General features: G+C 71.9%; 23 protein-coding genes and 1 pseudogene. 14 read left to right on the forward strand and 10 right to left on the reverse strand.

The features are described from left to right. Positions 1 to 28: 28 nt before the first annotated feature. Both CRP55_RS19690 and CRP55_RS19695 read right to left on the reverse strand, forming a co-directional pair. A complete protein-coding gene (locus CRP55_RS19690; RefSeq protein WP_097321576.1) occupies positions 29 to 910 on the reverse strand; it encodes a helix-turn-helix domain-containing protein in 882 nt (293 codons plus the stop codon). A 33-nt stretch (positions 911 to 943) separates the two neighbouring features. Further along, complete coding sequence (locus tag CRP55_RS19695) at positions 944 to 1,192, reverse strand: hypothetical protein (protein WP_245923195.1); 249 nt, start codon at positions 1,190 to 1,192, stop codon at positions 944 to 946. A 181-nt stretch (positions 1,193 to 1,373) separates the two neighbouring features. Between CRP55_RS19695 and CRP55_RS19700 the strand changes: the two genes are divergently transcribed. The 3 genes from CRP55_RS19700 (at position 1,374) to CRP55_RS19710 (ending at position 2,536) form a co-directional block, all read left to right on the forward strand. Further along, the gene (locus tag CRP55_RS19700; protein ID WP_097321578.1) at positions 1,374 to 1,556 is read left to right on the forward strand and encodes a hypothetical protein; all 183 of its coding nucleotides are present in this window, start codon (positions 1,374 to 1,376) and stop codon (positions 1,554 to 1,556) included. A gap of 247 nt (positions 1,557 to 1,803) precedes the next feature. Continuing rightward, a complete protein-coding gene (locus CRP55_RS19705) occupies positions 1,804 to 2,238 on the forward strand; it encodes a hypothetical protein (protein WP_097321579.1) in 435 nt (144 codons plus the stop codon). A gap of 49 nt (positions 2,239 to 2,287) precedes the next feature. Beyond that, entirely contained in the window at positions 2,288 to 2,536 is a 249-nt protein-coding gene (locus CRP55_RS19710; RefSeq protein ID WP_218854634.1) for a hypothetical protein, read from the forward strand. Between the two features lie 126 nt (positions 2,537 to 2,662). Here the strand turns inward: CRP55_RS19710 and CRP55_RS19715 are convergent, their stop codons facing one another. Together CRP55_RS19715 and CRP55_RS19720 are read right to left on the reverse strand one after the other, a co-directional pair. Beyond that, complete coding sequence (locus tag CRP55_RS19715; protein WP_179855252.1) at positions 2,663 to 3,310, reverse strand: TetR/AcrR family transcriptional regulator C-terminal domain-containing protein; 648 nt, start codon at positions 3,308 to 3,310, stop codon at positions 2,663 to 2,665. Between the two features lie 26 nt (positions 3,311 to 3,336). Beyond that, positions 3,337 to 4,911 (reverse strand): amidohydrolase, encoded by a 1,575-nt coding sequence (locus CRP55_RS19720; RefSeq protein ID WP_097321581.1) that lies wholly within the window; start codon positions 4,909 to 4,911, stop codon positions 3,337 to 3,339. Positions 4,912 to 5,092: 181 nt separating this feature from the next. On the opposite strand from CRP55_RS19720, the pseudogene CRP55_RS56630 reads away from it, so the two are divergent. Next, positions 5,093 to 5,392: pseudogene (locus tag CRP55_RS56630) on the forward strand (phosphorothioated DNA-binding restriction endonuclease family protein); the annotation flags it as partial. 438 nt (positions 5,393 to 5,830) lie between these two features. Here CRP55_RS56630 and CRP55_RS19725 read toward each other — a convergent pair. Both CRP55_RS19725 and CRP55_RS19730 read right to left on the reverse strand, forming a co-directional pair. Further along, positions 5,831 to 6,625: a protein kinase family protein gene (locus tag CRP55_RS19725; protein WP_218854635.1), complete on the reverse strand. Its 795-nt coding sequence runs from the start codon at positions 6,623 to 6,625 to the stop codon at positions 5,831 to 5,833. 57 nt (positions 6,626 to 6,682) lie between these two features. Next, entirely contained in the window at positions 6,683 to 7,276 is a 594-nt protein-coding gene (locus tag CRP55_RS19730) for a TetR/AcrR family transcriptional regulator (protein ID WP_097321582.1), read from the reverse strand. 76 nt (positions 7,277 to 7,352) lie between these two features. On the opposite strand from CRP55_RS19730, the gene CRP55_RS19735 reads away from it, so the two are divergent. The 3 genes from CRP55_RS19735 to CRP55_RS19745 are packed head-to-tail and all read left to right on the forward strand — an operon-like array spanning position 7,353 to position 10,608. After that, complete coding sequence (locus CRP55_RS19735) at positions 7,353 to 8,264, forward strand: nitrilase-related carbon-nitrogen hydrolase (RefSeq protein WP_097321583.1); 912 nt, start codon at positions 7,353 to 7,355, stop codon at positions 8,262 to 8,264. Further along, entirely contained in the window at positions 8,261 to 9,262 is a 1,002-nt protein-coding gene (locus CRP55_RS53945) for an agmatine deiminase family protein (protein ID WP_218854636.1), read from the forward strand. The genes CRP55_RS19735 and CRP55_RS53945 overlap by 4 nt, the downstream gene beginning before the upstream one ends. Continuing rightward, positions 9,259 to 10,608, forward strand: coding sequence for a flavin monoamine oxidase family protein (locus tag CRP55_RS19745; RefSeq protein ID WP_245923196.1), 1,350 nt, complete (start codon positions 9,259 to 9,261; stop codon positions 10,606 to 10,608). Before CRP55_RS53945 ends, CRP55_RS19745 begins: the two co-directional genes overlap by 4 nt. Here the strand turns inward: CRP55_RS19745 and CRP55_RS19750 are convergent. Then, positions 10,583 to 11,047 (reverse strand): hemerythrin domain-containing protein, encoded by a 465-nt coding sequence (locus CRP55_RS19750; RefSeq protein WP_097321586.1) that lies wholly within the window; start codon positions 11,045 to 11,047, stop codon positions 10,583 to 10,585. The two genes, CRP55_RS19745 and CRP55_RS19750, sit on opposite strands and share 26 nt — an antisense overlap. Positions 11,048 to 11,113: 66 nt before the next feature. On the opposite strand from CRP55_RS19750, the gene CRP55_RS19755 reads away from it, so the two are divergent. Then, positions 11,114 to 11,473 carry a winged helix-turn-helix transcriptional regulator gene (locus tag CRP55_RS19755; protein ID WP_097321587.1) on the forward strand — a complete coding sequence of 120 codons (360 nt, stop codon included), beginning with the start codon at positions 11,114 to 11,116 and terminating at the stop codon, positions 11,471 to 11,473. 74 nt (positions 11,474 to 11,547) lie between these two features. On the opposite strand, the gene CRP55_RS54720 is transcribed toward CRP55_RS19755, so the two are convergent. After that, entirely contained in the window at positions 11,548 to 12,822 is a 1,275-nt protein-coding gene (locus CRP55_RS54720) for an ROK family transcriptional regulator (RefSeq protein ID WP_245923198.1), read from the reverse strand. 89 nt (positions 12,823 to 12,911) lie between these two features. Between CRP55_RS54720 and CRP55_RS19770 the strand changes: the two genes are divergently transcribed. Beyond that, on the forward strand, positions 12,912 to 14,183 hold the full coding sequence (locus CRP55_RS19770) for a YbiU family protein (RefSeq protein ID WP_097321589.1): 1,272 nt from the start codon (positions 12,912 to 12,914) through the stop codon (positions 14,181 to 14,183). A gap of 13 nt (positions 14,184 to 14,196) precedes the next feature. On the opposite strand, the gene CRP55_RS19775 is transcribed toward CRP55_RS19770, so the two are convergent. Beyond that, positions 14,197 to 15,534, reverse strand: a complete 1,338-nt coding sequence (locus tag CRP55_RS19775) for a hypothetical protein (protein ID WP_245923200.1) — start codon at positions 15,532 to 15,534, stop codon at positions 14,197 to 14,199. Beyond that, positions 15,513 to 16,667, reverse strand: coding sequence for an NAD-dependent epimerase/dehydratase family protein (locus CRP55_RS19780; RefSeq protein WP_097321590.1), 1,155 nt, complete (start codon positions 16,665 to 16,667; stop codon positions 15,513 to 15,515). The genes CRP55_RS19775 and CRP55_RS19780 overlap by 22 nt, the downstream gene beginning before the upstream one ends. Before the next feature lie 132 nt (positions 16,668 to 16,799). Here CRP55_RS19780 and CRP55_RS19785 point away from each other — a divergent pair, with 132 nt between their 5' ends. Genes CRP55_RS19785 through CRP55_RS19805 form a run of 5 tightly spaced genes read left to right on the forward strand, consistent with a single transcriptional unit; the run spans position 16,800 to position 20,545 of the window. After that, entirely contained in the window at positions 16,800 to 17,459 is a 660-nt protein-coding gene (locus tag CRP55_RS19785) for a glycosyltransferase family 2 protein (protein ID WP_097321591.1), read from the forward strand. Continuing rightward, a complete protein-coding gene (locus tag CRP55_RS19790; protein ID WP_097321592.1) occupies positions 17,456 to 18,232 on the forward strand; it encodes a TIGR04282 family arsenosugar biosynthesis glycosyltransferase in 777 nt (258 codons plus the stop codon). Before CRP55_RS19785 ends, CRP55_RS19790 begins: the two co-directional genes overlap by 4 nt. Then, positions 18,229 to 18,909: a methyltransferase domain-containing protein gene (locus CRP55_RS19795; protein ID WP_245923201.1), complete on the forward strand. Its 681-nt coding sequence runs from the start codon at positions 18,229 to 18,231 to the stop codon at positions 18,907 to 18,909. Before CRP55_RS19790 ends, CRP55_RS19795 begins: the two co-directional genes overlap by 4 nt. Beyond that, the gene (locus CRP55_RS19800; protein WP_097321593.1) at positions 18,882 to 20,174 is read left to right on the forward strand and encodes a molybdopterin-dependent oxidoreductase; all 1,293 of its coding nucleotides are present in this window, start codon (positions 18,882 to 18,884) and stop codon (positions 20,172 to 20,174) included. Before CRP55_RS19795 ends, CRP55_RS19800 begins: the two co-directional genes overlap by 28 nt. Then, complete coding sequence (locus tag CRP55_RS19805; RefSeq protein ID WP_097321594.1) at positions 20,171 to 20,545, forward strand: hypothetical protein; 375 nt, start codon at positions 20,171 to 20,173, stop codon at positions 20,543 to 20,545. Before CRP55_RS19800 ends, CRP55_RS19805 begins: the two co-directional genes overlap by 4 nt.

Genomic DNA, 20,545 nt, shown 5'->3' on the forward strand with positions numbered 1-20,545 from the left:
TTTATCGAAAAGTCTTGTTTCCGGTTCTTTATCGTTCAGCGACTTGCCGATTAACCGGAAGCATGCGCACGTAACGAGCCTGGTACTTGTCCAGAAGCCCGCCGATCTCCGAGATCGCCACCGAGTCGAGCGTGTCGAAGACCCGCTGATAGTGCCGGACCGTCCGGCGGTCCCGGGACAGCAGGCTGGTGTTGAAGAGGTCGACGAAGACCACCTTGTCGCCCATGATCTCGAAGCCGTGTGCCGGGGGAAGCGGGAGATCGGCCTCCTGCGGGATGATCCGCACGTCGACGTTGGGCAAGTCGGAGACCTCGCGCAGCCGCCCGATCTGGGCGATCATGTCGGCCGGGCCGCACACCCGGTTGCCCAGCGCCGCCTCGCTCATCAGGAACGAGAACTTCCGGCCCGGCTCGTAGAGCACCTGACTGCGCTGGATGCGGGCCGCCACGGCCTCGGAGACGGCGAGCGGGGAGGCGGCGGTGTGGTCGTCGTCCAACTCGGTGCGATAGCCGGTCAGCAAGGCGCGTGCATATTCACTCGTCTGCAACAAGCCGATCACGACGGCCGGGTTGAACGTGCGGATCTCGCGGGTGGAGATCTCGAGCTGTCGCAGGAACTGCTGGCGTTCCGGCAGGCCCGGCTCGGTGGAATGCCAGTCGACGAATCGGTCGCTCGGCCGGCCGGCCAGGGCGACCAGGCGCTCGACCTCGTCGGCGGGCAGGCCGAGGGCGGCGGCGATGCTGCGGACGTCCTGCGGGTCGGGCTGGGAGACGCCGTTCTCGAGCCGGCTGATCTTCGCCTGGCTCATGCCGACCCGGTCACCGAGGAGCTGGCCGGAGATCTTCTTCCGCCGGCGCCAGCGCGCCAACTCGGCGCCGACCGGCAGGTCAGGCGAGTCGCCGTGGCTCACGAGACTCGCCTCCCTTGATCTGCGTCGTAGTGGTCAGCTCACCGCCTTGAGCGCTTCGGCGAGCAGCGCGGCGGGAATCTCCACCAGCTGTTCCCCGGCGGGCACGTCGAGGCCGGCGGCCTCGGCGGGAACCGTGTATCCCTGAACGACATAGGTGTCGCGGTCGGTCAGGTAGACCGTGGGACAACTGCCCCCGGTGCAGAGCTGCTTGATGAGCTTCAACTGGGGTGCCGCGTCGTCGCGGTCAGATCCCTGAACGGCCGTTAAAGGTTGATTTGTCACTTCAGGACTATACGTTAGCCGCCACCTTCCATACGGCCGGGTGCATAGACCTCGTATGAGCACACTGTAGTCCAGAACGTGAAGGAATCTATTCATGTCACCGGATCGTCCTTGCGGCATTCTGCATAGCCATGGATATTCAGGAGGAGAGGGTCTCTGTCTGACGGACAGGAGAACGCCGATGACCATCACCACCGCTCTCGACTCCTCACGCCGGCTGCGGCTCACCTTGGTGTTGCGCCAGCAGGAGCGCCGCCTGGCCCGATCGGCCCGCGATCCACGGCGCAACCCGTACGCCTCCCTCAACGAGCACTTCGCCGGCATGCCGGGCGACGCGCCGCTGAACCCGCCCTACGGCCGCTGAACCGGTGAGCGCAGCGCCCCACGCGGGCGAGTGACCACGCCTACACTGCCGCCGTGGAACAGAGCGACAGCCGCATGGTCCGGTTCGTGGGCACCGCCGCGGCCGCAACAGGCCTCATCTGGTTGCCACCCGTCGTAAGTGGTTGTCCTGCAGCAGCACCAGGCAGCCTGCTGCTGAGAATAGAAGCAGCGGTCCGAAGCGGATCCCACTCGCTCGGCTCAGCCGGCTGAGCCGGATCCGGCGCCCGATGTCAGCCGATCTCACGGACTTCCTCTCGCAGATGGAGATCCTCGTACTGGAAGAGGCGCCGCTGTACGAGATCCCGCAGGGCTCGATCGATGACCCGGCCGGGTCGGCCCGGCGTCACGGCCCTTGGCCCGCATCGACGTGCGCGGTCATCCTGCGGCTCTGGTACCGGGCCGGATGGATCGGCCTCTACTTCCGGGATCCGCCGTCCGGCTGGAACGTCATCCCGGCGCCGTGGCGGAGTCGCCTGACCGGCGACGGGGACTTGGCCGCCCACGACGCGCATGCCCTGCTCGAGCAGCCGGAACGCTGGACCCTCGAACATGCCGGCGGCCATGTCCAGCCGTACAGGACCGTCGACGGCGAGATGACGCCGCGGGAGCAGTGGCTCGAACACGTCATCACGACGGCCCGTAACCTTCCGGTCAGGCCATAACTCTGATTGCTGGCAGGGACCAAGCCGATGTCCGCCGTAGGCTGCTCCGGTGGGAGAGATCGTGCCGTGGTTGGTATTCGTCGCCGTGCTGGCGGCGCTCCTGGTTTGCCTCGCCTGGCTGGCGGCACGTAGCCGGCGCCGCGGCGTGGGCCGGGAGATCATGGGGCCGGTGGACCTGATCTATCGGCCGCATACCCACAAGATCAACCAGGAGATCCAGATCCAAGAGGAACGCATGGTGGGGACGCCGTCGCCGGGTGATCCGTTGAAGCGCGCCCGAGGCGAAACAAGTTCGTAGTGTGCGGGAAGCTCACATGATGAGCGTTTCTCATCCTGCGAAGCGGCCGGCTTGGACGTAGCGCAGTTATTCAAGGAATCTGCACGAGTGAAGGGTGAATGCTGTCAGCGCTGTCCGCGTCCTTCATCAAACACTTCCCGGCGGCGACGTGGGGTCAAAGGGTCGGTTGATGAGTTCGCCGAGGCCGGTCAGGACGATGCGCAGGCCTATCTCGAAAGAGCGCTGGGAGCGGTCGCCCGGATCGGCCTGGGTGGCTCGGATGGCCGTGCCCAGGGCCGATGAAGGGTCGGGGGAAGCGGCCCACACGTCGAGGGGTGCTCCTGCGTCCAAGGCCGAGCCCAGGACCAGGCAGTCGAGGATGGTCACGGCGTGCAGCAGGTTTTCGTCACGGAAACCCGCCGTGCGCAGCACCTGGGCCAACGTCTCGTAGGCGGTCAGGGTCAGCGGGTCGCTGACGGTCTGGGCGGTCAGTAACGGCACCACCTTGGGGTGCCGGGCGAACGAGGCCCGGTAGGCGCGGGCCCACCGGTCGGCGAACGCGCGCCAGTCGTTCCCACCCGGTTCCAGGGGCAGGTTCTCGCCGGCCAGCAGGCCCCGGATGGCCTCGACGATCGCCTCGCGGCCGCCGGGGAAATGGTGGTAGATGGAGGAGGCGCTCACCCCGAGGTCCCTGGCCAGGCCGGGCAGGGTGAACGTGCCGGACTCGTCGATCAGGGCCAGCGCGGACGCGGCGATCTGCTCGCGCGAGAGCAGCGGGGCCGAGGGGCGGGGCAAGCGGAACTCCTCCGTGCGGGGGACGACTACGTGCGATGGACCACCGATCCGCCGACCACCGTAATCGCCACCGGCGACTCCGCGAACTCGTCGGGGCCGGCGGTCAGCGGATCGAGCGTGAACGCGGCCAGGTCGGCCCGGAATCCGGGACGGATACGGCCGGCGGACGATGCCAGGCCCGCGGCCGCGGCGGCCTGGGTCGTGTAGCCCTCCAGGGCCATCCGGGCCGTCAGCGCCTGCCCGGGCAGCACCGGGTCGACGCCGGGAGCGCCGGCCGGGCGGCGCAGGCGGGCCGCCGCGATGATGCCGCGCGGATCGTACGGCGCAATCGGCCAATCCGATCCCAAAGCCAGGCGGGCACCGCTGTCGCGCAGGTCGCGGGCCCGGAACCCGCGGTCGGCGCGGACCTTGCCGAGGCGGCGCGACCAGTTGTCGCTGTGGTCGGCCCGCGTGTAGTGCGTGCAGTGCGTCGGCTGCATGCTCGCCGTGACGTCGAGCGCGCGGAACCGTCCGACCAGGCCGGACGGCATGGTCTCGAGATGCTCGATGCGGTGGGGTACGGAGGAGACGCGCGGCAGCCCTTCCAGCGTGTCCAGCACGTAGCGGATCCCGGCGTCGCCGATCGCGTGCGTGACGATCGGGACGCCGGCCGCCGCGAGCACCCGTACGGCCTCCGCGTAGTCGGCCGGGTCGGGCCAGAAGCAGGCCGTCGACTCGCCGTGCGTGTCCGGCTCGTCGAGCCAGGCGGTGCCGCCGTCCACCGTGCCGTCGATCATGAACTTGGCGCCCTCGACCCGCCAGCGGCGCCCGCTCAGGCGCTGCTTCTCCAGCACCGCCCGGACGTCGGTGTCGGGCATGACGAACGGCGCGCAGCGCCACCGCATCGGCAGGTCGCCGTCGGCCTCCAAGGCCTGGAAGAGCGCGAGCGAGTCGTCCTCGAAGTCCATCGCGTTGGCCGCGGTGAGCCCGGTCGCCGCCATCCGCCGCATCAGGTCGAGCAGCCGCCGGCGGCGCGAGGCCGGATCGTCGGCGGGCAGAAGCTGGTGGACGAGGTTGAGGGCGTCCATCTCCAGCAGGTGCCCGGTCGGGCGGCCGCCGGCGTCGCACACGATGCCGGAGCCCGAGGGGAACTCGCGCGGCCCGGTGATTCCGGCCAGGTCGAGGGCCCGCTGGTTGACCAGCGCCGAATGCGCGTCGAAGAGCCTCAGGAACACCGGCACGTCCTCGGGCAGCGGCGCCGACGTGATCGGCCGCGTGCCGAAGACGTTCGGATCAAGACCCCAACCTTCGAGCCAACCCCTTTCCGGTACGGCGTCGAGAGCCACCCGGAGCTCATCAAGCGTGCGGACGGAAGACAGGTCGATGCCGCGGGTCATGCCGATGCCCAGCACCGGATGGGCGTGCCCGTCGACCAGCCCCGGCGTGACGGTGGCCGGGCCCAGGTCGATCACCTCGGTGCCGGCGCCGCGCCACTGCCGGGCGCCGGCCCGGTCGCCGACGGCCGTGATGACGCCGTCGGTGACGGCGATGGCGGTCACCGGCTCTGAGCCGTCCATCGTGTGGACACGGTCGGCCATGACGATCAGATCCGCGGTGCTCATGCGATCCCCTCCGCAACGATCACGGGACGCGCCGGGCTGGTCAGGCGCCTGCCTCGTCGCCGCCGATCCGTCCGTACGCCGAAGGGCCCTTGACCTTGATGATCAGCGCCCAGACGACGCCGGCCGCGAGAACGAGCGGGACGAGCCACACCAGCATGGCACTGGCCGTCGAGGGCGCCCCAGTGAGCGCCCGTGGCCCCTGTTTCGGGCCCAGGTCCCGCCGCTCCTCGCCGCGTTCGGCCGGCCGCTCCCCAGCCCCGACCCGCAATACCCCTTTTGGGATCTGACGGTCACGCCGATATGGGAGTTCATCGCCGACAGGGCGCAGCCGCGGGCACCCTTCGCGCCTCGTCTCAGCTGGCTGAACACTCACAACCTGTCCGCCGGGTTCACGCCGGAAGCCGCGACGCTCCTTTCCGACCGGCCATTTCGCCAAGCCGCCGAGGCCGCCCTGATTGCGCGGTTCCTGCCGGACGCGGGCATAACCGAGTTGGATCACGCCCTCGGCGACCTGGTGACGAGCCGCGAGATCGTCGGGACGCGCGCCTCGCGACGCGCCGGGTACCTCGCCGACGCGGCACTACGAAAGACAGCAGCGGCGCCGCCGAGGAGGTCGAGCTCACGAGCGGAGAAGTCGAGCATTCCCGGGCCGGGGTCCCGTGCGACCTGGTCGTCGTCGCGGAGATCGAGTACAGCGGCACGCGAGTGGACGACTTCCGGGCCTCAGGCGGCAGATCTCGGCTATGGCGTGATTGGCAAGCAGATGAACAGGATCTGCGACCGACTCGCTTCCGCTACCGGCTTCCAGGCGCCGGATACGAGTCACCGGGCGACGGTGCCCCTTGACCTACGTCGCCGCGCGGTGGGGACCCGATCGTCAGCCGTGGCGAGGTGCAATCCTTCGGTCGGCCCGAACGGGTTATTCGAGCATGGCTCGGCGGAGCAGGGGGCGGTTTCCGGCTATCCACGAGGCGCTTCGGGCTCGCCATGTGATGCCCCACAGGATCGGGTAGCCGTTGGGGGAGATCGCTTCGGTGCTGTCGACGGTCACGTGCTCGGCGATGGCCTCGTGGCGGGCGCTGTGGATCGCCACGTCGGACAGGCGGTCGACCAGGTCGTCGCGGGCGGAACGGGGGAGGCCGTAACCGTCGACTATGGCTCGGGCCTGGCGGGCGCGGGATCTGGCGTCGGGGAGGTTCTGCATTTCGGCTACGTCGTCGTCGAACAGTTGGGCGTTGAGCCAGACGGTTTCGGCGAGCTCCCACAGGCGGTCGACCGGGCCGGCGAACTCCCAGTCGATGAAGGCGTCGGGGCGGCCTTGTTCGCCGACGATGTTCCATGCTCCGGTGTCGCAGTGGCCGATCACCATGTCGTCGCCGCCTAGGTCGCGCAGCCAGTTCGGCTGCCAGATGGCGTTGGCGGGTGGCGTGAAAGTGCTGGTCGCGTCGTGCAGGGCGCGCAGCAGGGTGCCGACGCCCGCGACGGCCTCGTCCGGCCACGCGTGCGGGTGCGGGGACTCGCCCGGCACGAAGCTGTAGCCGTCGCCGACCACGCGCGGCGCCCCGGCGAAGCCGGCCCGCTCCAGGTGGTCGAGCAGGGCGAACACCGCTGGTGTCCATGGGCCGGCCGTTTTGTGCACCACGCCGTCGCGCAGCACCGCGTCCGCCGGATGGGCGCCGGCTCCCCAGGCGCCGAGTTGCTCAGCAGGCTCCACGAACGCCAAGCCTCACCGCGAAGGGGCCGGACCACAAGCGGTTATCCGGCCGGCAGCTCAGCGCCGCAGGGCGGTGAGGAGCAGGTCGAGGCCGAGCTCGAAGGCGCGGTCGGCTCGGGGGCGGCCCTGTCCGGCGGCCTCGATGGCGGCGACCAGCACGGGCGTGCGGGCCTGGGTCTTGTCCCAGACCTGGTCGGGGGCCGCCACGTCCAGGGCTGAGCCGATCACGAAGCTGTCCAGCACCGTGATGACGTCGAGCAGGCGGCCGGTGGGGATGCCGGCGTCGCTGAGGACCGTGGCGATGTCGTCGTACATGCGCACGACGTCGGGGGAGGAGACCGTGTGGGCGGTGAGCATCGGGATCAGCTTCGGATGCCGGGCGAAGGCGTCCCGGTAGTGCCGCAGCAGGGCGCGCAGCGCGTCCTCCCAGGCCGTCTCCCGCTGCTGGAAGGGCTGCTCGGCGAAGACCCGGGCCCGCATGGCCTCGATGATCTCGGTCTTGCCGGTGACGTGGTTGTAGAGCGACGACGGCCGTACGGACAGGGCGGCCGCGATCTCGCCCATCGTGAACTCGCCCTGGGCGTCGACCAGTTTCAGCGCCGCCGTGGCGATTTTGCCGACCGACAGCTTCGGCGTTGCCGGCCGTCCCACGGAGCTCCCCTCGACAACTGCTCGAACGCCCACCATACTAAAACGAACGACATTCGTTTGCCCCCGAGGATGAAACATGCGCCTGATCAGCTCCGGCCCGCGAAGCTCGCCCGCCCGCGTGGACGCGCCGTCCCGGCCGCCCCTGCGGATCGGCGTCGTGCAGCACCGGTGGCGCGCGGACGCCGGCGAGCTGAAGGACGTGCTGCTCGGCGCGATCGGGCAGGCCGCCGCCGAGGGGGCGCAGGTCGTCTTCCTGCCCGAGCTGACGTTGTCGCGCTACCCGGCCTTCGAGGAGCCCACGGGCGTGCCGTCCGACGCCGCGGAAGATCTGCTGACCGGTCCGACGGTGACCTTCGCCGCCGAGGCCGCCCGTAAATACGGCATCCCCGTCCACGCCTCGCTCTACGAGAAGAACGAGGGCGACGATCTCGGCTACAACACCGCCGTGCTCGTCGGCGCGGACGGCCGGCTCATCGGGCGTACCCGCAAAACGCACATCCCCGTCACCGAGGGGTATGTGGAGGACAAGTATTTCCGCCCTGGGCCGCCCGAGGACGCGTACCCCGTACATCGCCTCGACGACGTTGGTGTCGGCCTGCCGACCTGCTGGGACGAATGGTTCCCCGAGGTGGCGCGCCTCTACGCGCTCGGCGGGGCCGACCTGCTGGCCTACCCGACCGCGATCGGCTCCGAGCCCGACCACCCCGACTTCGACACGCAGCCGCTGTGGCAGCAGGTGATCGTCGGTCACGCCATCGCCAACGGGCTGTTCATCGCGGTGCCCAACCGCACCGGCGACGAGGGCCGGATCAGCTTCTACGGCTCCTCGTTCGTCGCCGACCCGTACGGCCGAATCCTCTGTCAAGCCCCTCGCGACGAGGAGGCGGTGCTGATCGCCGACCTCGACCTCGATCAGCGCCGCGACTGGCTCACCCTTTTCCCGTTCTTCCAGACCCGGCGACCCGAGACGTACGGAGGCCTGGCGTGACCCGGCCGCAGTGGAGGATGCCCGCCGAGACCGATCCGCACGACTGCACCTGGATGGCCTGGCCGTCGTCCGGTTACGCACTGGGGGAGGCCGCCGACGACGCCCGGCGGGCCTGGGCCTCGGTCGCGCTCGCGGTGGCCGAGTTCGAGCCGGTACGGATGGTGGTCGACCCCGCCGCGGTGCCGCACGCCCGCAAGTGGCTCGGGTCGGACGTGGAGCTGCTGGAGGCGCCGCTCGACGACGCCTGGATGCGCGACATGGGACCGACCTTCGTCGTCGGGCCGCAGGGCCTGGGCGCGGTCGACTGGGTGTTCAACGGCTGGGGGCAGCAGAGCTGGGCCCGGTGGGAGAAGGACGCGCGGATCGCCCGGCAGGTCGCGGAATGGGCCGGTGCCACGCTCATCGACTCGGCGATGGTCAACGAGGGCGGCGGCATTCACGTCGACGGCGCCGGGACCGTGCTCGTCACCGAGACCGTGCAGCTCGACCCCGGCCGCAATCCGGGCTGGCACAGCCACGACATCGAGGACGAACTTCGGCGGACCTTGGGCGTACGGGATGTGGTGTGGTTGCCCCGGGGTCTGACCAGGGATTACGGGGAGTTCGGGACGCGCGGGCACGTCGACATCGTGGCCACCATGCCGTCGCCGGGTACCGTTCTGCTGCACGTCCAGCCCGCCCCGGCGCACCCGGACTTCGAGGTCACGAGGGCGATCCGGCTGGCCCTGCCCGCGCAGTGGCGGGTCGTGGAGCTGCTGGCGCCGGAGCGGCTGGAGGACGAGGACGGGCCGGTCGACCACAGCTACGTCAACCACCTCGTCTGCAACGGCGGGGTCGTGGCCTGCACGTTCGGGGACCCGCGGGACGCGGCCGCGCTCGAGGTGCTCGCGTCGGCCTATCCGGGCCGAAAGGTGGTCGGGGTCGACGCGCGTGTGATCTTCGCGCGCGGCGGGGGTATTCACTGCATCACGCAGCAGCAACCGAAGGTGGAACCGTGAAAGACGTGGATGTGGTCGTCGTCGGCGCCGGCGTTACGGGCCTGACGGCGGCCGTACGCCTGCGCGAGGCCGGGCTGAAGGTGGCGGTCCTCGAGGCGCGCGACCGGGTCGGTGGGCGCCTGCTCACGGAGACCGTCGACGGCGTACGGCTGGAAATCGGGGGTCAATGGGTTTCGCCCGACCAGACGGCGCTGCTCGCGATGATCGACGAGCTGGGACTGACGACGTATCCGCGGTACCGGTCGGGCGACTCGATCTACATCGGGCGCGACGGCGTCCGCAAGACGTTCCGCGGCGACGCCTTCCCGGTGCCGTCGGACACGGCGATGGAGATCAAGCGGGTCGCCGAGGAGCTCGACCGGCTGGCCGCGCAGATGGACCCGCTGGTGCCGTGGGAGCACCCGGACGCCGGCGAGCTCGACCAGATGTCGTTCGGCGCCTGGCTGGCGGAGCAGACCGACGATCAGGAGGCCAGCGACAACATCGGCCTCTACATCGGGCCGGCCATGCTGACCAAGCCGGCGCACTCATTCTCGGCGCTGTCGGCGGTGCTGATGGCGGCCAGCGCGGGCGGCTTCGCGCATCTGCTCGACGCCGACTTCATCCTCGACCGGCGCATCGTGGGCGGGTTGCAGGAGGTGCCGCTGCGGCTGGCCGCCCGGCTCGACGACGTCGTCCTTTCCGCGCCGGTCGACAAGATCGTGTGGGATGACTCCTCGGCGGTGGTCGGCGACTACCGGGCCCGGCACGTCGTGCTGGCGGTGCCGCCGACGCTGGTCAACCGGATCCAGTTCGTGCCGGCGCTGCCGCCGGTGCAGGCGCAGATGCGGCAGCACCAGTCGTTCGGGCTGGTCATCAAGCTGCACATCACGTACGAGACCCCGTTCTGGCGTTCGGCCGGGCTATCAGGGACGGCCTTCAGCCCGTACGCCCTGGTGCACGAGGCCTACGACAACAGCAACGAGGACGTGGACGGCGACGACCGCGGCATCCTGGTCGGCTTCGTCTCCGACCTGCGCGCGGACGCCCTGCTCGCGCTGGACCCCGGCGAGCGCCGGGAGAAGGTGCTGTCGTCGCTCGCGGCGTATTACGGCCCGGAGGCGCTCACGCCGGTCGCCTACTACGAGAGCCCGTGGCAGGCCGACGAGTGGACGGCGGGTGCTTTCGGAACGAGCTTCGACATCGGGTCATTGACACGGTACGGACGCCACCTGCGCACGCCGGTCGGCCCGCTCGCGATCGTGAGCAGCGACGTGGCCGGCCTGGGCTTCCAGCACGTCGACGGCGCGATCCGCATGGGCGAGGCGGCCGCGGCGGCCATCATCGGGGCCACTCCTGCCAGCTGAGAAGAACGGGAGCGAGAGCTTCCTCCTCCCGGTCGAGGTGCCCGTGCAGATGACCGGACAGCTCGCGGAGTGCCTCGGCCAGCCGCCCGCGAGCGTCGGCGTCATCGGCCCAGGCGCTCGCCTCGACCTCGCCGGTTCGGCGTGCGGCCGCCTCGACCTCGTCGAGAAGCCCGGCGATCAGCTGGTGATCGGCTTCGAGCTGGTCGACGACGTCGCTCAGGTGCGGCGCGCTGCGCCGGACGGCGGGGAAGAGGGCGACATCCTCGCCGCCGTGGTGGGAGTGGACCAGCCGGCAGTAGCGCAGGCAATCCAACCTTTTCACCTCATCGCGCAGTTGGGCGCTGCTCAGCGCGGAGTCGGTGCATCGGGCCAGGTCGCGGCGGAGCATGTCGTGAACTTGCTGGAGTTCCCGCAGCAGCGGGTTGTCGGTGGTCGTCATGGCGATGAGTGTCGGCGCGCGGCCTCGCGGTTGCCAAGCTGCCCATTAGCTACTTACTTTGGGTAAGTGACTCGCTCGAAGCCCGTGCATTTCGTGGTCGCGGACGACGACTGCCGCGACTTCCAGTCGGTATTGGAGTTCATCGGGCGCCGCTGGGTCGGCGCGGTGCTGATGGCCGGCGCCCAGGGGGCCCGGCGCTTCACGGAGTACCGGGCGCTGGCCCCCGGCATCTCCGACCGCCTCCTGGCCCAGCGTCTCAAGGAGCTGGAGTCCTACCAACTCCTGCGGCGCGAGGTGATTCCCTCGACCCCGGTCCAGATCCTCTACACACCGTCACCGACCGGCGCCGCGCTGATCGCCGCCCTGCAGCCGCTCATCGCATGGAGCCGTTCCGTCCCGCCCGCCGGTGGTGACCAGCGCCCGTAAACGCCGCCCGCCATCGGCCGGGCTCACTCGCCAGTGGTGACCGGCGCCCGTAGCGCCGCCTCCCGTTGCCGCATTCACTCGCCGGTGGTGACCAGCGCCCTCAGACGGTCGAGGGCCTCGGCGCGGACGCCGGCCAGCACCGGTTCGTCGCTCACCGCGGCGGCGCGGATGGGCACGTGCCGGGGCATCCGCTCGGTGGCGGCGCGGATCTCGGCCACCAGGGCCGGGCCCCACGGCCCGCCGAGCACCACCTCGCGCGGGTCGGCCAGGGCGATGACCGCGGCGATGACGCCACCCACCGCGGCGCCGAGGATGGCGCGCGTCTCGGCGTCGCTCCTGAGCAGCCGGTCGACGTCGATCGCAGTCATGCTCCCGCGCGATCCGCCTGCTTCGCGGCCGTCGCTGTCCCCGCGGCCGTCTCTGTCTCTGCGGCCGTTGCTGTCACCGCGGCCGTTGCTGTCTCCGCGGGCGTCGCTGTCTTCTTGGCCATCCCGGTCTCCGCCGGCGTCGTTGCCTTCTCGGCCGTCGCGGTCTCGGTGGCCTTCGTGGCGGAGGTCCAGGTCGCCGAAGAGTTCGATGAAGGGGACGGCGCGGCCGCCGGGGCCGATGGTCAGCAGGTGGGCGATCTCGCCGGCCAGGCCGGTGTGGCCGCGGCGGACCTCGCCGTCGCTCACGATCGCGCAGCCCAGGCCCTCGCCCAGGTAGAGGTAGGCGAAGTCGCCGGGGCCGCCCTGCTCCCGCTCGGCCCGGGCCGCCCAGTTCACGTCGTTGTCGACGATGACCGGGCCGTCCACGTAGTGGCCGAGGACCGCTACCGGGTCCAACTCGCCGACCAGGAAAGGCGCGTCGGGCAGATGGACGAGGCGGCCGGTGGCCCGGTCGACCGGGTCGGCCGCACCGACAACAGCCAGCCGGACCGGCGGGTCGGCCACGTCGCGCGCCTGACCCGCCGCGTCCGTGCGCGCCGGCCCGGCGGCTGCGCTCAGCGCCCGGTCCACGGCTGCGGTGATCGCGGCGGCCAGCTCGGTGGGGTCGGCCGGGCGGACGGCTCGGCCGACGGTGTCGCCGTAGACGTCCACGCACTCGGCGACCACGCCCTCGGGGGCGATGGTGACGGCCAGGGCGACGCCGACGGTGGGGGAGAGGGCGTAGTACGAGCCGACCCGGCCCTTCCCGCGGCCGCCGGGAGTGCGCTCGCCGGTGTCGGCCACCAGGCCGCGCTCGGTCAGGCGGCGCACGCTTTCGCCGGCGGTGGGCTTCGAGATGCCGATCTCGGTGGCCAGCTCGGCCCGGGTCAGGCGGCGGTGGCGCATCAGCGTGCGCAACACGTGTTCGTCGCTGGTCTCCACGGACCGATTCTAGTAAAGCCTCTTGCCTAGGAGCGTTCCGACACGTACCGTCATTCAAGTAAGGAGCCCTGACTAGAAGGAGGCGCGCCGTGCCGACGACCACCACCGCCCTGCCGCACTGGGAAGAGACGCCGGCCGACCTCGGCGCGGCGACGCGCGAGATCAAGGCCGCTCTGCGTGCTCGCATCGAGGCGTCCGGGCGTACGGCCGACGAGGTCTTCGCCGTTGTCGAACAGCGCGTGCAGGCCGCGATCGACGACATCGTCGCCGCCCGGCGCCGCGGCGAGCAGATCTGGCCGGTCGTCGACTATGCCGACATCGAGGCCGGCACCGCGCCGACCGACCTGATCAAGAAGCGGGGGTGCCTCGTCGTGCGCGGGCACTTCGAGCGCGAGCAGGCGCTGCGCTGGGACCAGGACATCGTCGACTACGTCGAGGGCAACCACTTCTTCGAGAACTACCGCGGGCCCGGCGACGACTTCTTCGGCAGCGTCGGCTCCAAGCCCGAGATCTACCCGATCTACTGGTCACACGCGCAGATGCAGGCCCGGCAGAGCGAGCGCATGGCCACGGTGCAGGCGTTCCTCAACAGCCAGTGGAAGCACACGTCGCCCGACGGCACGCAATGGTTCGACCCGAACCGCGACTCGCTCTACCCCGACCGCATCCGCCGCCGGCCCGAGGGCGCCGACTCGGCCGGCCTCGGCACCCACCTCGACCCGGGCACGCTCGACCTGTGGATGACCCAGGCGTACCAGAAGGCGTTCCGGCATCTCTTCGACGGCAGCGTCGAGCAGTACGACCCGTGGGACGCCGCCCACCGCACCGACGGGCCGCAATATCCCGGTTCCACGATGTGCTCGGCGTTCCGCACGTTCCAGGGCTGGACCGCGCTGTCCGACATGGACCACGACCAGGGCGTGCTGCACACCGTCCCGATCCCCGAGGCGATGGCCTATCTGATGCTGCGCCCGCTGCTGTCCGACGTCCCGGACGACGACATGTGCGGCGTCACCGTCAACCAGGTCTTCCCGGCCGGCCACAAGTGGCACGCCCCGCTCATGGAGGCCCTGTCCGGCATCCCCGACGTCAAAGCGGGCGACTCCGTCTGGTGGCACTGCGACATGATCCACAGCGTGGCCCCGGTCGAGGCCCAGAAGGGCTGGGGCAACGTCATGTACATCCCGGCCGCGCCCTGGTGCCCGCGCAACGAGCGGTACGCGGCCAACGTCCGCGACGCCTTCCTGACAGGCGAGAGCCCGTCCGACTTCCCGGCCGAGCACTACGAGCGCGAGTGGCCCGACCGCTTCCAGCCCGCCGACCTCAACGAGATCGGCCGTCGCGGGCTCGGGCTGGACTGACGGCCGCTCCGTCTCACCAGGCGGTGAGCACCAGGTGGTTGACGAGCAGGGCCGTGCCGGCCTGCGCGGCCAGCCACCAGCGCCGATCGGGCCGGGGAAGCAGGGCGGCCGCGGCCGGCAGCCAGATCGCGAACGGCAGCCAGATCCGTTCCGTCTCGGCCTTGCTCATGCCGGACAGGTCCGCCGCCAGCACGGCGGCGGCCCACCCCAGGACCAGCGGGGAACGGCGGCCGCGGCGCAGGATCGCGGCCGCGGCCGGGCCGGCGCACAGGGCGAAGGCGGCCAGGTTCGCCCACACCCAGTAGGCGTACGGGCGGTCGGAGGCCAGTCCCTGGTAGTAGCGCCGGCGTACCAGAAAGAAGCCGTCCCACCAGGCGAAACCGAGCAGCGTCATCGCCGCCACGACGGCGGCCGCGCCCAGAACGGCCCAGATCAGCAACGGCCACCGGGTGCGCCGCAGCACGACCACCGCGAGGGCGGGCAGGGCCAACAAGACCAGGCCGTACGAGAGGTACGCGCAAACGGCCAGCCCGGCCCCTCCGGCGGCGACGGCCCACCGGGCGGGCCGGGACAACCCGACGGCCAGCAGGGCCACCGCGCAGGCCGCCACGCCGGCGAAGAGGCCGTCGGCGGAGGCGCCGATCCACACCGCGCCCGGGAACAACACCAGGAAGGGCGCGGCGACCCGGGCCGCCCGCTCATCGCCCAGCGCCCGCAGAGTGACCATGATCGCGGCGGTCGCCAGGGCCCCGGCCACGATGCAGACGACCGCCGCCCAGCCGCCGCCGCCCAGCCCGAGCCGGTCCAGCCCGACGAAGACGAGCAGCGCACCCGGCGGATGGCCGGCCACATGCGTGGTCCACGGCTCCGGGCCGCCGTCGACGATCCGGCCGGCGAAACCCCGCAGCATGGCCGGGACATCGGTCACCCCGGGCACTTCGGCGAGATATTCGTACGGCGTCGTCAGCCGGCCCGCGACGCCGCGCTGCCAGCCGTCGACCAGCGCGAGCGCGAAAACCCAGGCGACGGCGGCGACCCACGTCGCGGCGAGGAGGGGCCGCCAAGGGAGACGCTCGGCCAGACCCGGACCCCACCGGATCACCGCCAGGGCGACGGCGATCGCGACTGGGGTACCCGGTCCCGCGTGCGGAAGCACATGACCGAACAAAGGTGCGGCCGAAGCGTGAACGGGGCGGCCGGCCCAGCCGAGCAGCGCCCCGGCCACGATTGCCGCCACGACCAGTGCGGCGACCAGGGCGAGCGCCCACCGGTCACCGCGCGAGGACGGCCAGCCCCGGCGGGGGTCGCTGAGGGTCGGGGTCGCCGGGCTCAGCCACGCAGGGGCGCGCACGCGAACTCCCGCAGGCCGGCGGCGGGCGTCACCGCGGCGCGGAAGCCGAGCTCGGCCGCGGCGCGGTCAGGAGAGGCCACGACATGGCGCACGTCGCCGAGCCGGAACCGGCCGGTCACTTCCGGGCGGGGGCCGCCGAAGGCGTCCGCGAGCGCCCCGGCCATCTCACCGACTGTGGCCGGCGCCCCCGAAGCGATGTTGAACGCCCGAAATCCACCCCACGGAGCCCGCCCTCCCAAGGGGGAAGCCCCCGAAGCCATTCTCGTCCTGTTTTCGATGATCGTGTCGGTGGGCTGTGGACAACCGGCGCCTGTGGACAACGAGCGGGAAGCCGTCACCGCCCGCAACGCGGCCACGTTCGCCTCGGCCACGTCCGTCACGTGCACAAAATCCCGCAGCTGACCGCCGTCCTCGTACACCTGCGGCGCCTCGCCCCTTTCCAGCGACGACCGGAAGATCGCCGCCACCCCGCTGTACGGCGTATCCCGCGGCATCCCCGGCCCGTACACATTGTGGTAGCGCAGCGCCGCCACCGTACCTCCGCACTCTCGCGCCCAGACCGCGCACAAATGTTCCTGCGCCACCTTCGTGGCCGCGTACACGCTGCGCGGATCCATCGGCGTGTCCTCATCGACCCGCCCCGCGGTCAGGGCCGCGCCGCATTCAGGGCACGGCGGCTCGAACCGTCCCGCGAGCAGGTCGGCCGCCGCTCGCGGCGCGGGCCGGACCGGGCCGTGCTGGTCGCAGCGGTAGGCCCCTTCCCCGTACACCACCATCGACCCGGCCAGCACCAGCCGCCCGATCCCGGCTTCGCTCATGGCCGCCAGCAGCACCGCCGTGCCGAGGTCGTTGCAGCCCACGTATTCGGGAAGGTCACCCGGCCCGGCGCCGAGCCCGACGAGCGCCGCCTGGTGCACGACCGCGTCGACGCCGGCCAGAGCCTCGGTCACCGCCGCCCGGTCGCGCAGGTCGGCGTGATGCAGGGTGACGCCTTCCGGCAGGTCCGGCCGGCCGTTGTGCGCCGCCGGGTGCAGGCTGTCCAGGATCGACACGTCGTAGTCGGCGGCGGTCAGGGCGGCGGTCACCGCGGAGCCGATGAATCCGGCGCCGCCGGTCACGAGGATGTGGGTCATGCCGGCGACCGTAGGCCGCCCGCCGGTGCCGCGGGGCGCCGCGAGCCGATCCGTCAGCGGTTCGTAAGACCTGGCCGCGACGTTCGCGTTCCGTAAGATCCGGTGGCCCGGAGCGGGCCTAGCTTCCTGCTCATGACCGATGTGGTGTTGCCCTGCCTCAACGAGGCCGCGGCCCTGCCGTGGCTGCTGGCCCGGATGCCGGCCGGCTTCCGGCCGATCCTCGCCGACAACGGCTCGACGGACGGATCACGGGCGGTGGCCCGGCGCCACGGCGCGCGGGTGATCGAGGTTCCGCAGCGTGGGTACGGGGCCGCGGTGCACGCCGGGGTTCTCGCCGCCGACCCGGATGACGGGGTGGTGTGTGTGCTCGACGCCGACGGCTCGTTCGATCCGGCGGAGCTGCCGCGGCTCGCCGGCCCGGTGCGCCTGGGCGCCGCGGATCTGGTGTGCGGCCGGCGCCGCCCGGCCGGCGTGCGGGCCTGGCCTGTGCACGCGCGTCTCGGCAACGCGATCGTCGCGCGCCGGGTGCGCCGGGCCACCGGTCTGCCGGTGCACGACATCGCCCCGATCCGCGCCGCCCGCCGGGACGCGCTGGTCGCGCTCGACTTGCGGGACCGCCGCTGCGGCTATCCGCTGGAGCTGCTCCTGGCGGCGGCCCGGGCCGGCTGGCGAGTGCGTGAGCTGGACGTGGCGTATCACCCGCGCGCGGCCGGGACCCGCTCGAAGGTGACGGGAACCGTGCGCGGCACTGTGCAGGCGATCACCGACATGCGGGCGGTGCTGGCCCGATGATCCAGCTGCTCGTGATGGCCAAGGCGCCGGTGCCGGGCCGCGTGAAGACCCGCCTCTGCCCGCCTTGCACTCCGGCGGAGGCGGCGGCGATCGCCGAGGCTTCGCTCGCCGACACTCTGGAAACCGCGGTTCAGGTTCCGGTTGTACGCCGGGTGGCGGTGCTCGAGGGCGACTATCCCGCACCCCCGGGTTGGCGCCGGGTGGCGCAGCGCGGCGCGGGCCTGGGGGAGAGGCTTGCGTACGCGTTCGCCGACACCGCCCTGCCCGGCGTGCCGTCGCTGCTCATCGGCATGGACACCCCGCAGGTCACGGCCGCCCTGCTGGCCGGGGCGGCCGAGGCGCTGAGCCGGTCCCGGGCCGTGCTAGGCCCGGCCCTCGACGGCGGTTGGTGGGCGCTGGGCCTGGAGAATCCGGACGACGCCGGAGTATTGCCAGACGTCCCCATGTCCACATCGGACACTGGCGCGCTTACGCTCGCCGCCCTGCGCACGCGCGGCGCAGAGCCCTTCCTGCTGCCACCCTTGCGCGACGTGGACACCGCCGCCGACGCCCTCGAGGTGGCCACCGCCTGCCCCGCAACCGCCCGCTTCCCGTCCGCGGTCAGCCGCTTCATCCCCCGCCCAGCGCCGACCACGCATGGCGAAAGGACAGCGGCGCCGGTTGCCGCTGGTGGCGCGGGCGGGGGAGTGCGGGGTGCGGATGGTGGCGCCGGTGGGAGAACGCCGGTCGCCGGGGGTCGGGGTGGCGCGTCCGGTGTAGGGAGGCCGGCGTGACGGCGGCAGCGGCTGATTGCGTGCCGGCGGAGCGGGCTGCTCTGGGCCTGTACGAGCGGGCTCTGGCTCGGGCCGCGGCCGGGGAGGACGCGACGCTGGCGATGCGTGACGTCCACGGGCGGGAGCATCGGGTCGACGCGGCCGGGTGGTGCCGGCCGGATCGGGCCGGTGACCGTGGGCTGCTCGACCGGTGCCACGGCGCCACCCTTGACGTCGGGTGCGGGCCGGGGCGGCTGACCAGTGCCCTGCTGTCGCGGGGGTGCGCGGCGCTGGGTATCGACGTGAGCGCGGCGGCCGTTCGGCTGGCCCGGGCCCGGGGTGCGCTCGCACTGCGCCGGGACGTTTTCGCGGCTGTGCCCGGGCACGGCCGCTGGGAGCATCTGCTGCTCGCCGACGGCAACGTCGGCATCGGCGGCGATCCGGTGGCATTGCTGCGCCGCTGCCGCGACCTGCTCGCGCCGCACGGTCAGCTGCACGCCGAGCTGGCCGCGCCCGGCGCCGGCAGCTGGTCGGGCGCGGCCACCCTGCACGACCGGGACGGCGGCCCGGGTGCGCCGCTGCGCTGGGCGCAGGTCGCCGCCGGCGACCTCGCCCCACCGGCCCGAGCGGCGGGTCTCCAGATCCGGACGAGTTGGACGGAGGCGGGCCGATGGTTCGCGACGCTGACGGCGGCTTGAGAAGGGCCGCGGACGCTCGTTTGAGGCGGATCCTCACCTGGCCCGCCACGCCGCCCCGGTGGAGGCCGCAGGCGGGGCCGCTGCGGTCGGCCCGGCTGACCAGCCTGTTGGGGGTCGCGCTGGGGGTCGCCTTCGGGGTCTGCTTCGTCACCGGGGTGCTGAGCCACCTCGTTCAGCATCCGCCCGGATGGTTCTGGTGGCCGTCGCGGCCGGTCGGGCTCTACCGGTTCACCCAAGGTCTGCATGTGGCGACCGGGCTGGTCACCGTGCCCCTGCTCGGCGCGAAACTGTGGTCGGTCTATCCGCGGCTGTTCACCTGGCCGCCCGTGCGCGGGCTCGCCCACGCGGCCGAGCGCGCGAGCGTCGCGGCGCTGGTCGCCGCCGCGTTGTTCCAGGTGGTCAGCGGCGTACTGAACGTTGCCCACTGGTACGCGCCGATGCCGTTCTTCTTCACCACCGCGCACTACTGGGTGGCGTGGCTGGCGATCGGCGGCCTCCTGACCCACATCGGCGTCCAGCTTCCCGCCATCCGCGCGGCCCTGAGCCATTCGAAGGCCCCGGAAGGAGATAGGGCTCGGCAGGAAGAGAGGGCTCGGCAGGAAGAGAGGGCTCGGCAGGGAGAGGCGGCTCCGGGCGATGAGGTGGCTCCGGAGAGTGGGGCGGTCGGGCGGCGGGAAGTCCTGGTGGCGGTGGCCGCCGCGGCCGGCGTCATCACCGTTGCCACGGTCGGGCAGACCGTGCGGCCTCTCGCCGTCGTCGGTGTGCTCGCGCCGCGCCGGCCCGGTGACGGGCCTCAAGGGCTGCCGGTCAACCGGACCGCCGCCGCGGCCGGGGTGCGTGACGTCGCCCTCGATCCGGCCTACCGCCTCACCGTCGCCGGGTTCGGCCGTTCGTTCTCCCTCAGCGTGACCGACCTGGCCGCGATGCCGCAGCACACCGCCGTCCTGCCGATCGCCTGCGTCGAGGGCTGGAGTTCGGCCGCCACCTGGACCGGGGTGCGGCTGCGTGACCTGGCCGACCTGCTCGGCGCCGATCTGGCCGGAGCCGAGGCCGTCGTCGAGTCGTTGCAGGCGTCCGGCCGCTATCGGGCGTCGGTGGTGGCCGGGCCGCATCTGGCCGACGACCGTACGCTGATCGCCCTGCGGCTCGGCCGCGAGCCGCTCGACCTCGACCACGGCTTCCCGGCCCGGCTGATCGCGCCGAACCGGCCCGGCGTTCTGCAGACCAAATGGGTCGCCCGGATCACGGTTCGGAGGTCCTCGTGAGGCGCGCGCTGGTCGTCTTTGGGGCGCTGGTCATGGCGTACGGTCTGACCGGCGCCGCCCGCGACCCGGACCGGCTCGGCATTCTGGTGTTCCTGGCCGCCGTGCTGGTGCTGCACGACACCGTGTTCCTGCCTCTCGTGCTGGCCGCCGGCACGCTGATCGGCCGGGTCGTCCCCGCCGCCGGGCAGCCCACCGCCCGCGCGGCGGCCGTGGTGGGTCTCGCCGTCGCCGTCGTCGCCGTGCCCCTCGCGATCGGGCCGCTCGACGGCCCGTACCTCTGGGGTCTGCTGGTGATCCTCGCGGTGATCGCCGCCGGCCGTAAGGGAATCGAAAGGTGGCGGAGCGGGCGCCGGGGGCGTTCGCGTGGGTAG

It is taken from the genome of Paractinoplanes atraurantiacus (assembly GCF_900215205.1).
Taxonomy (GTDB): domain Bacteria; phylum Actinomycetota; class Actinomycetes; order Mycobacteriales; family Micromonosporaceae; genus Actinoplanes; species Actinoplanes atraurantiacus.

What these genes read in the sequence shown, in the direction of transcription:
- CRP55_RS19700 (WP_097321578.1), top strand. Translation starts at nt 1,374, where the DNA reads ATGACCATCACCACCGCTCTCGACTCCTCACGCCGGCTGCGGCTCACC.
- CRP55_RS19705 (WP_097321579.1), top strand. Translation starts at nt 1,804, where the DNA reads ATGTCAGCCGATCTCACGGACTTCCTCTCGCAGATGGAGATCCTCGTA.
- CRP55_RS19720 (WP_097321581.1), bottom strand. Translation starts at nt 4,911, where the DNA reads ATGAGCACCGCGGATCTGATCGTCATGGCCGACCGTGTCCACACGATG.
- CRP55_RS19735 (WP_097321583.1), top strand. Translation starts at nt 7,353, where the DNA reads ATGCGCCTGATCAGCTCCGGCCCGCGAAGCTCGCCCGCCCGCGTGGAC.
- CRP55_RS19750 (WP_097321586.1), bottom strand. Translation starts at nt 11,047, where the DNA reads ATGACGACCACCGACAACCCGCTGCTGCGGGAACTCCAGCAAGTTCAC.
- CRP55_RS19780 (WP_097321590.1), bottom strand. Translation starts at nt 16,667, where the DNA reads ATGACCCACATCCTCGTGACCGGCGGCGCCGGATTCATCGGCTCCGCG.
- CRP55_RS19785 (WP_097321591.1), top strand. Translation starts at nt 16,800, where the DNA reads ATGACCGATGTGGTGTTGCCCTGCCTCAACGAGGCCGCGGCCCTGCCG.
- CRP55_RS19790 (WP_097321592.1), top strand. Translation starts at nt 17,456, where the DNA reads ATGATCCAGCTGCTCGTGATGGCCAAGGCGCCGGTGCCGGGCCGCGTG.
- CRP55_RS19800 (WP_097321593.1), top strand. Translation starts at nt 18,882, where the DNA reads ATGGTTCGCGACGCTGACGGCGGCTTGAGAAGGGCCGCGGACGCTCGT.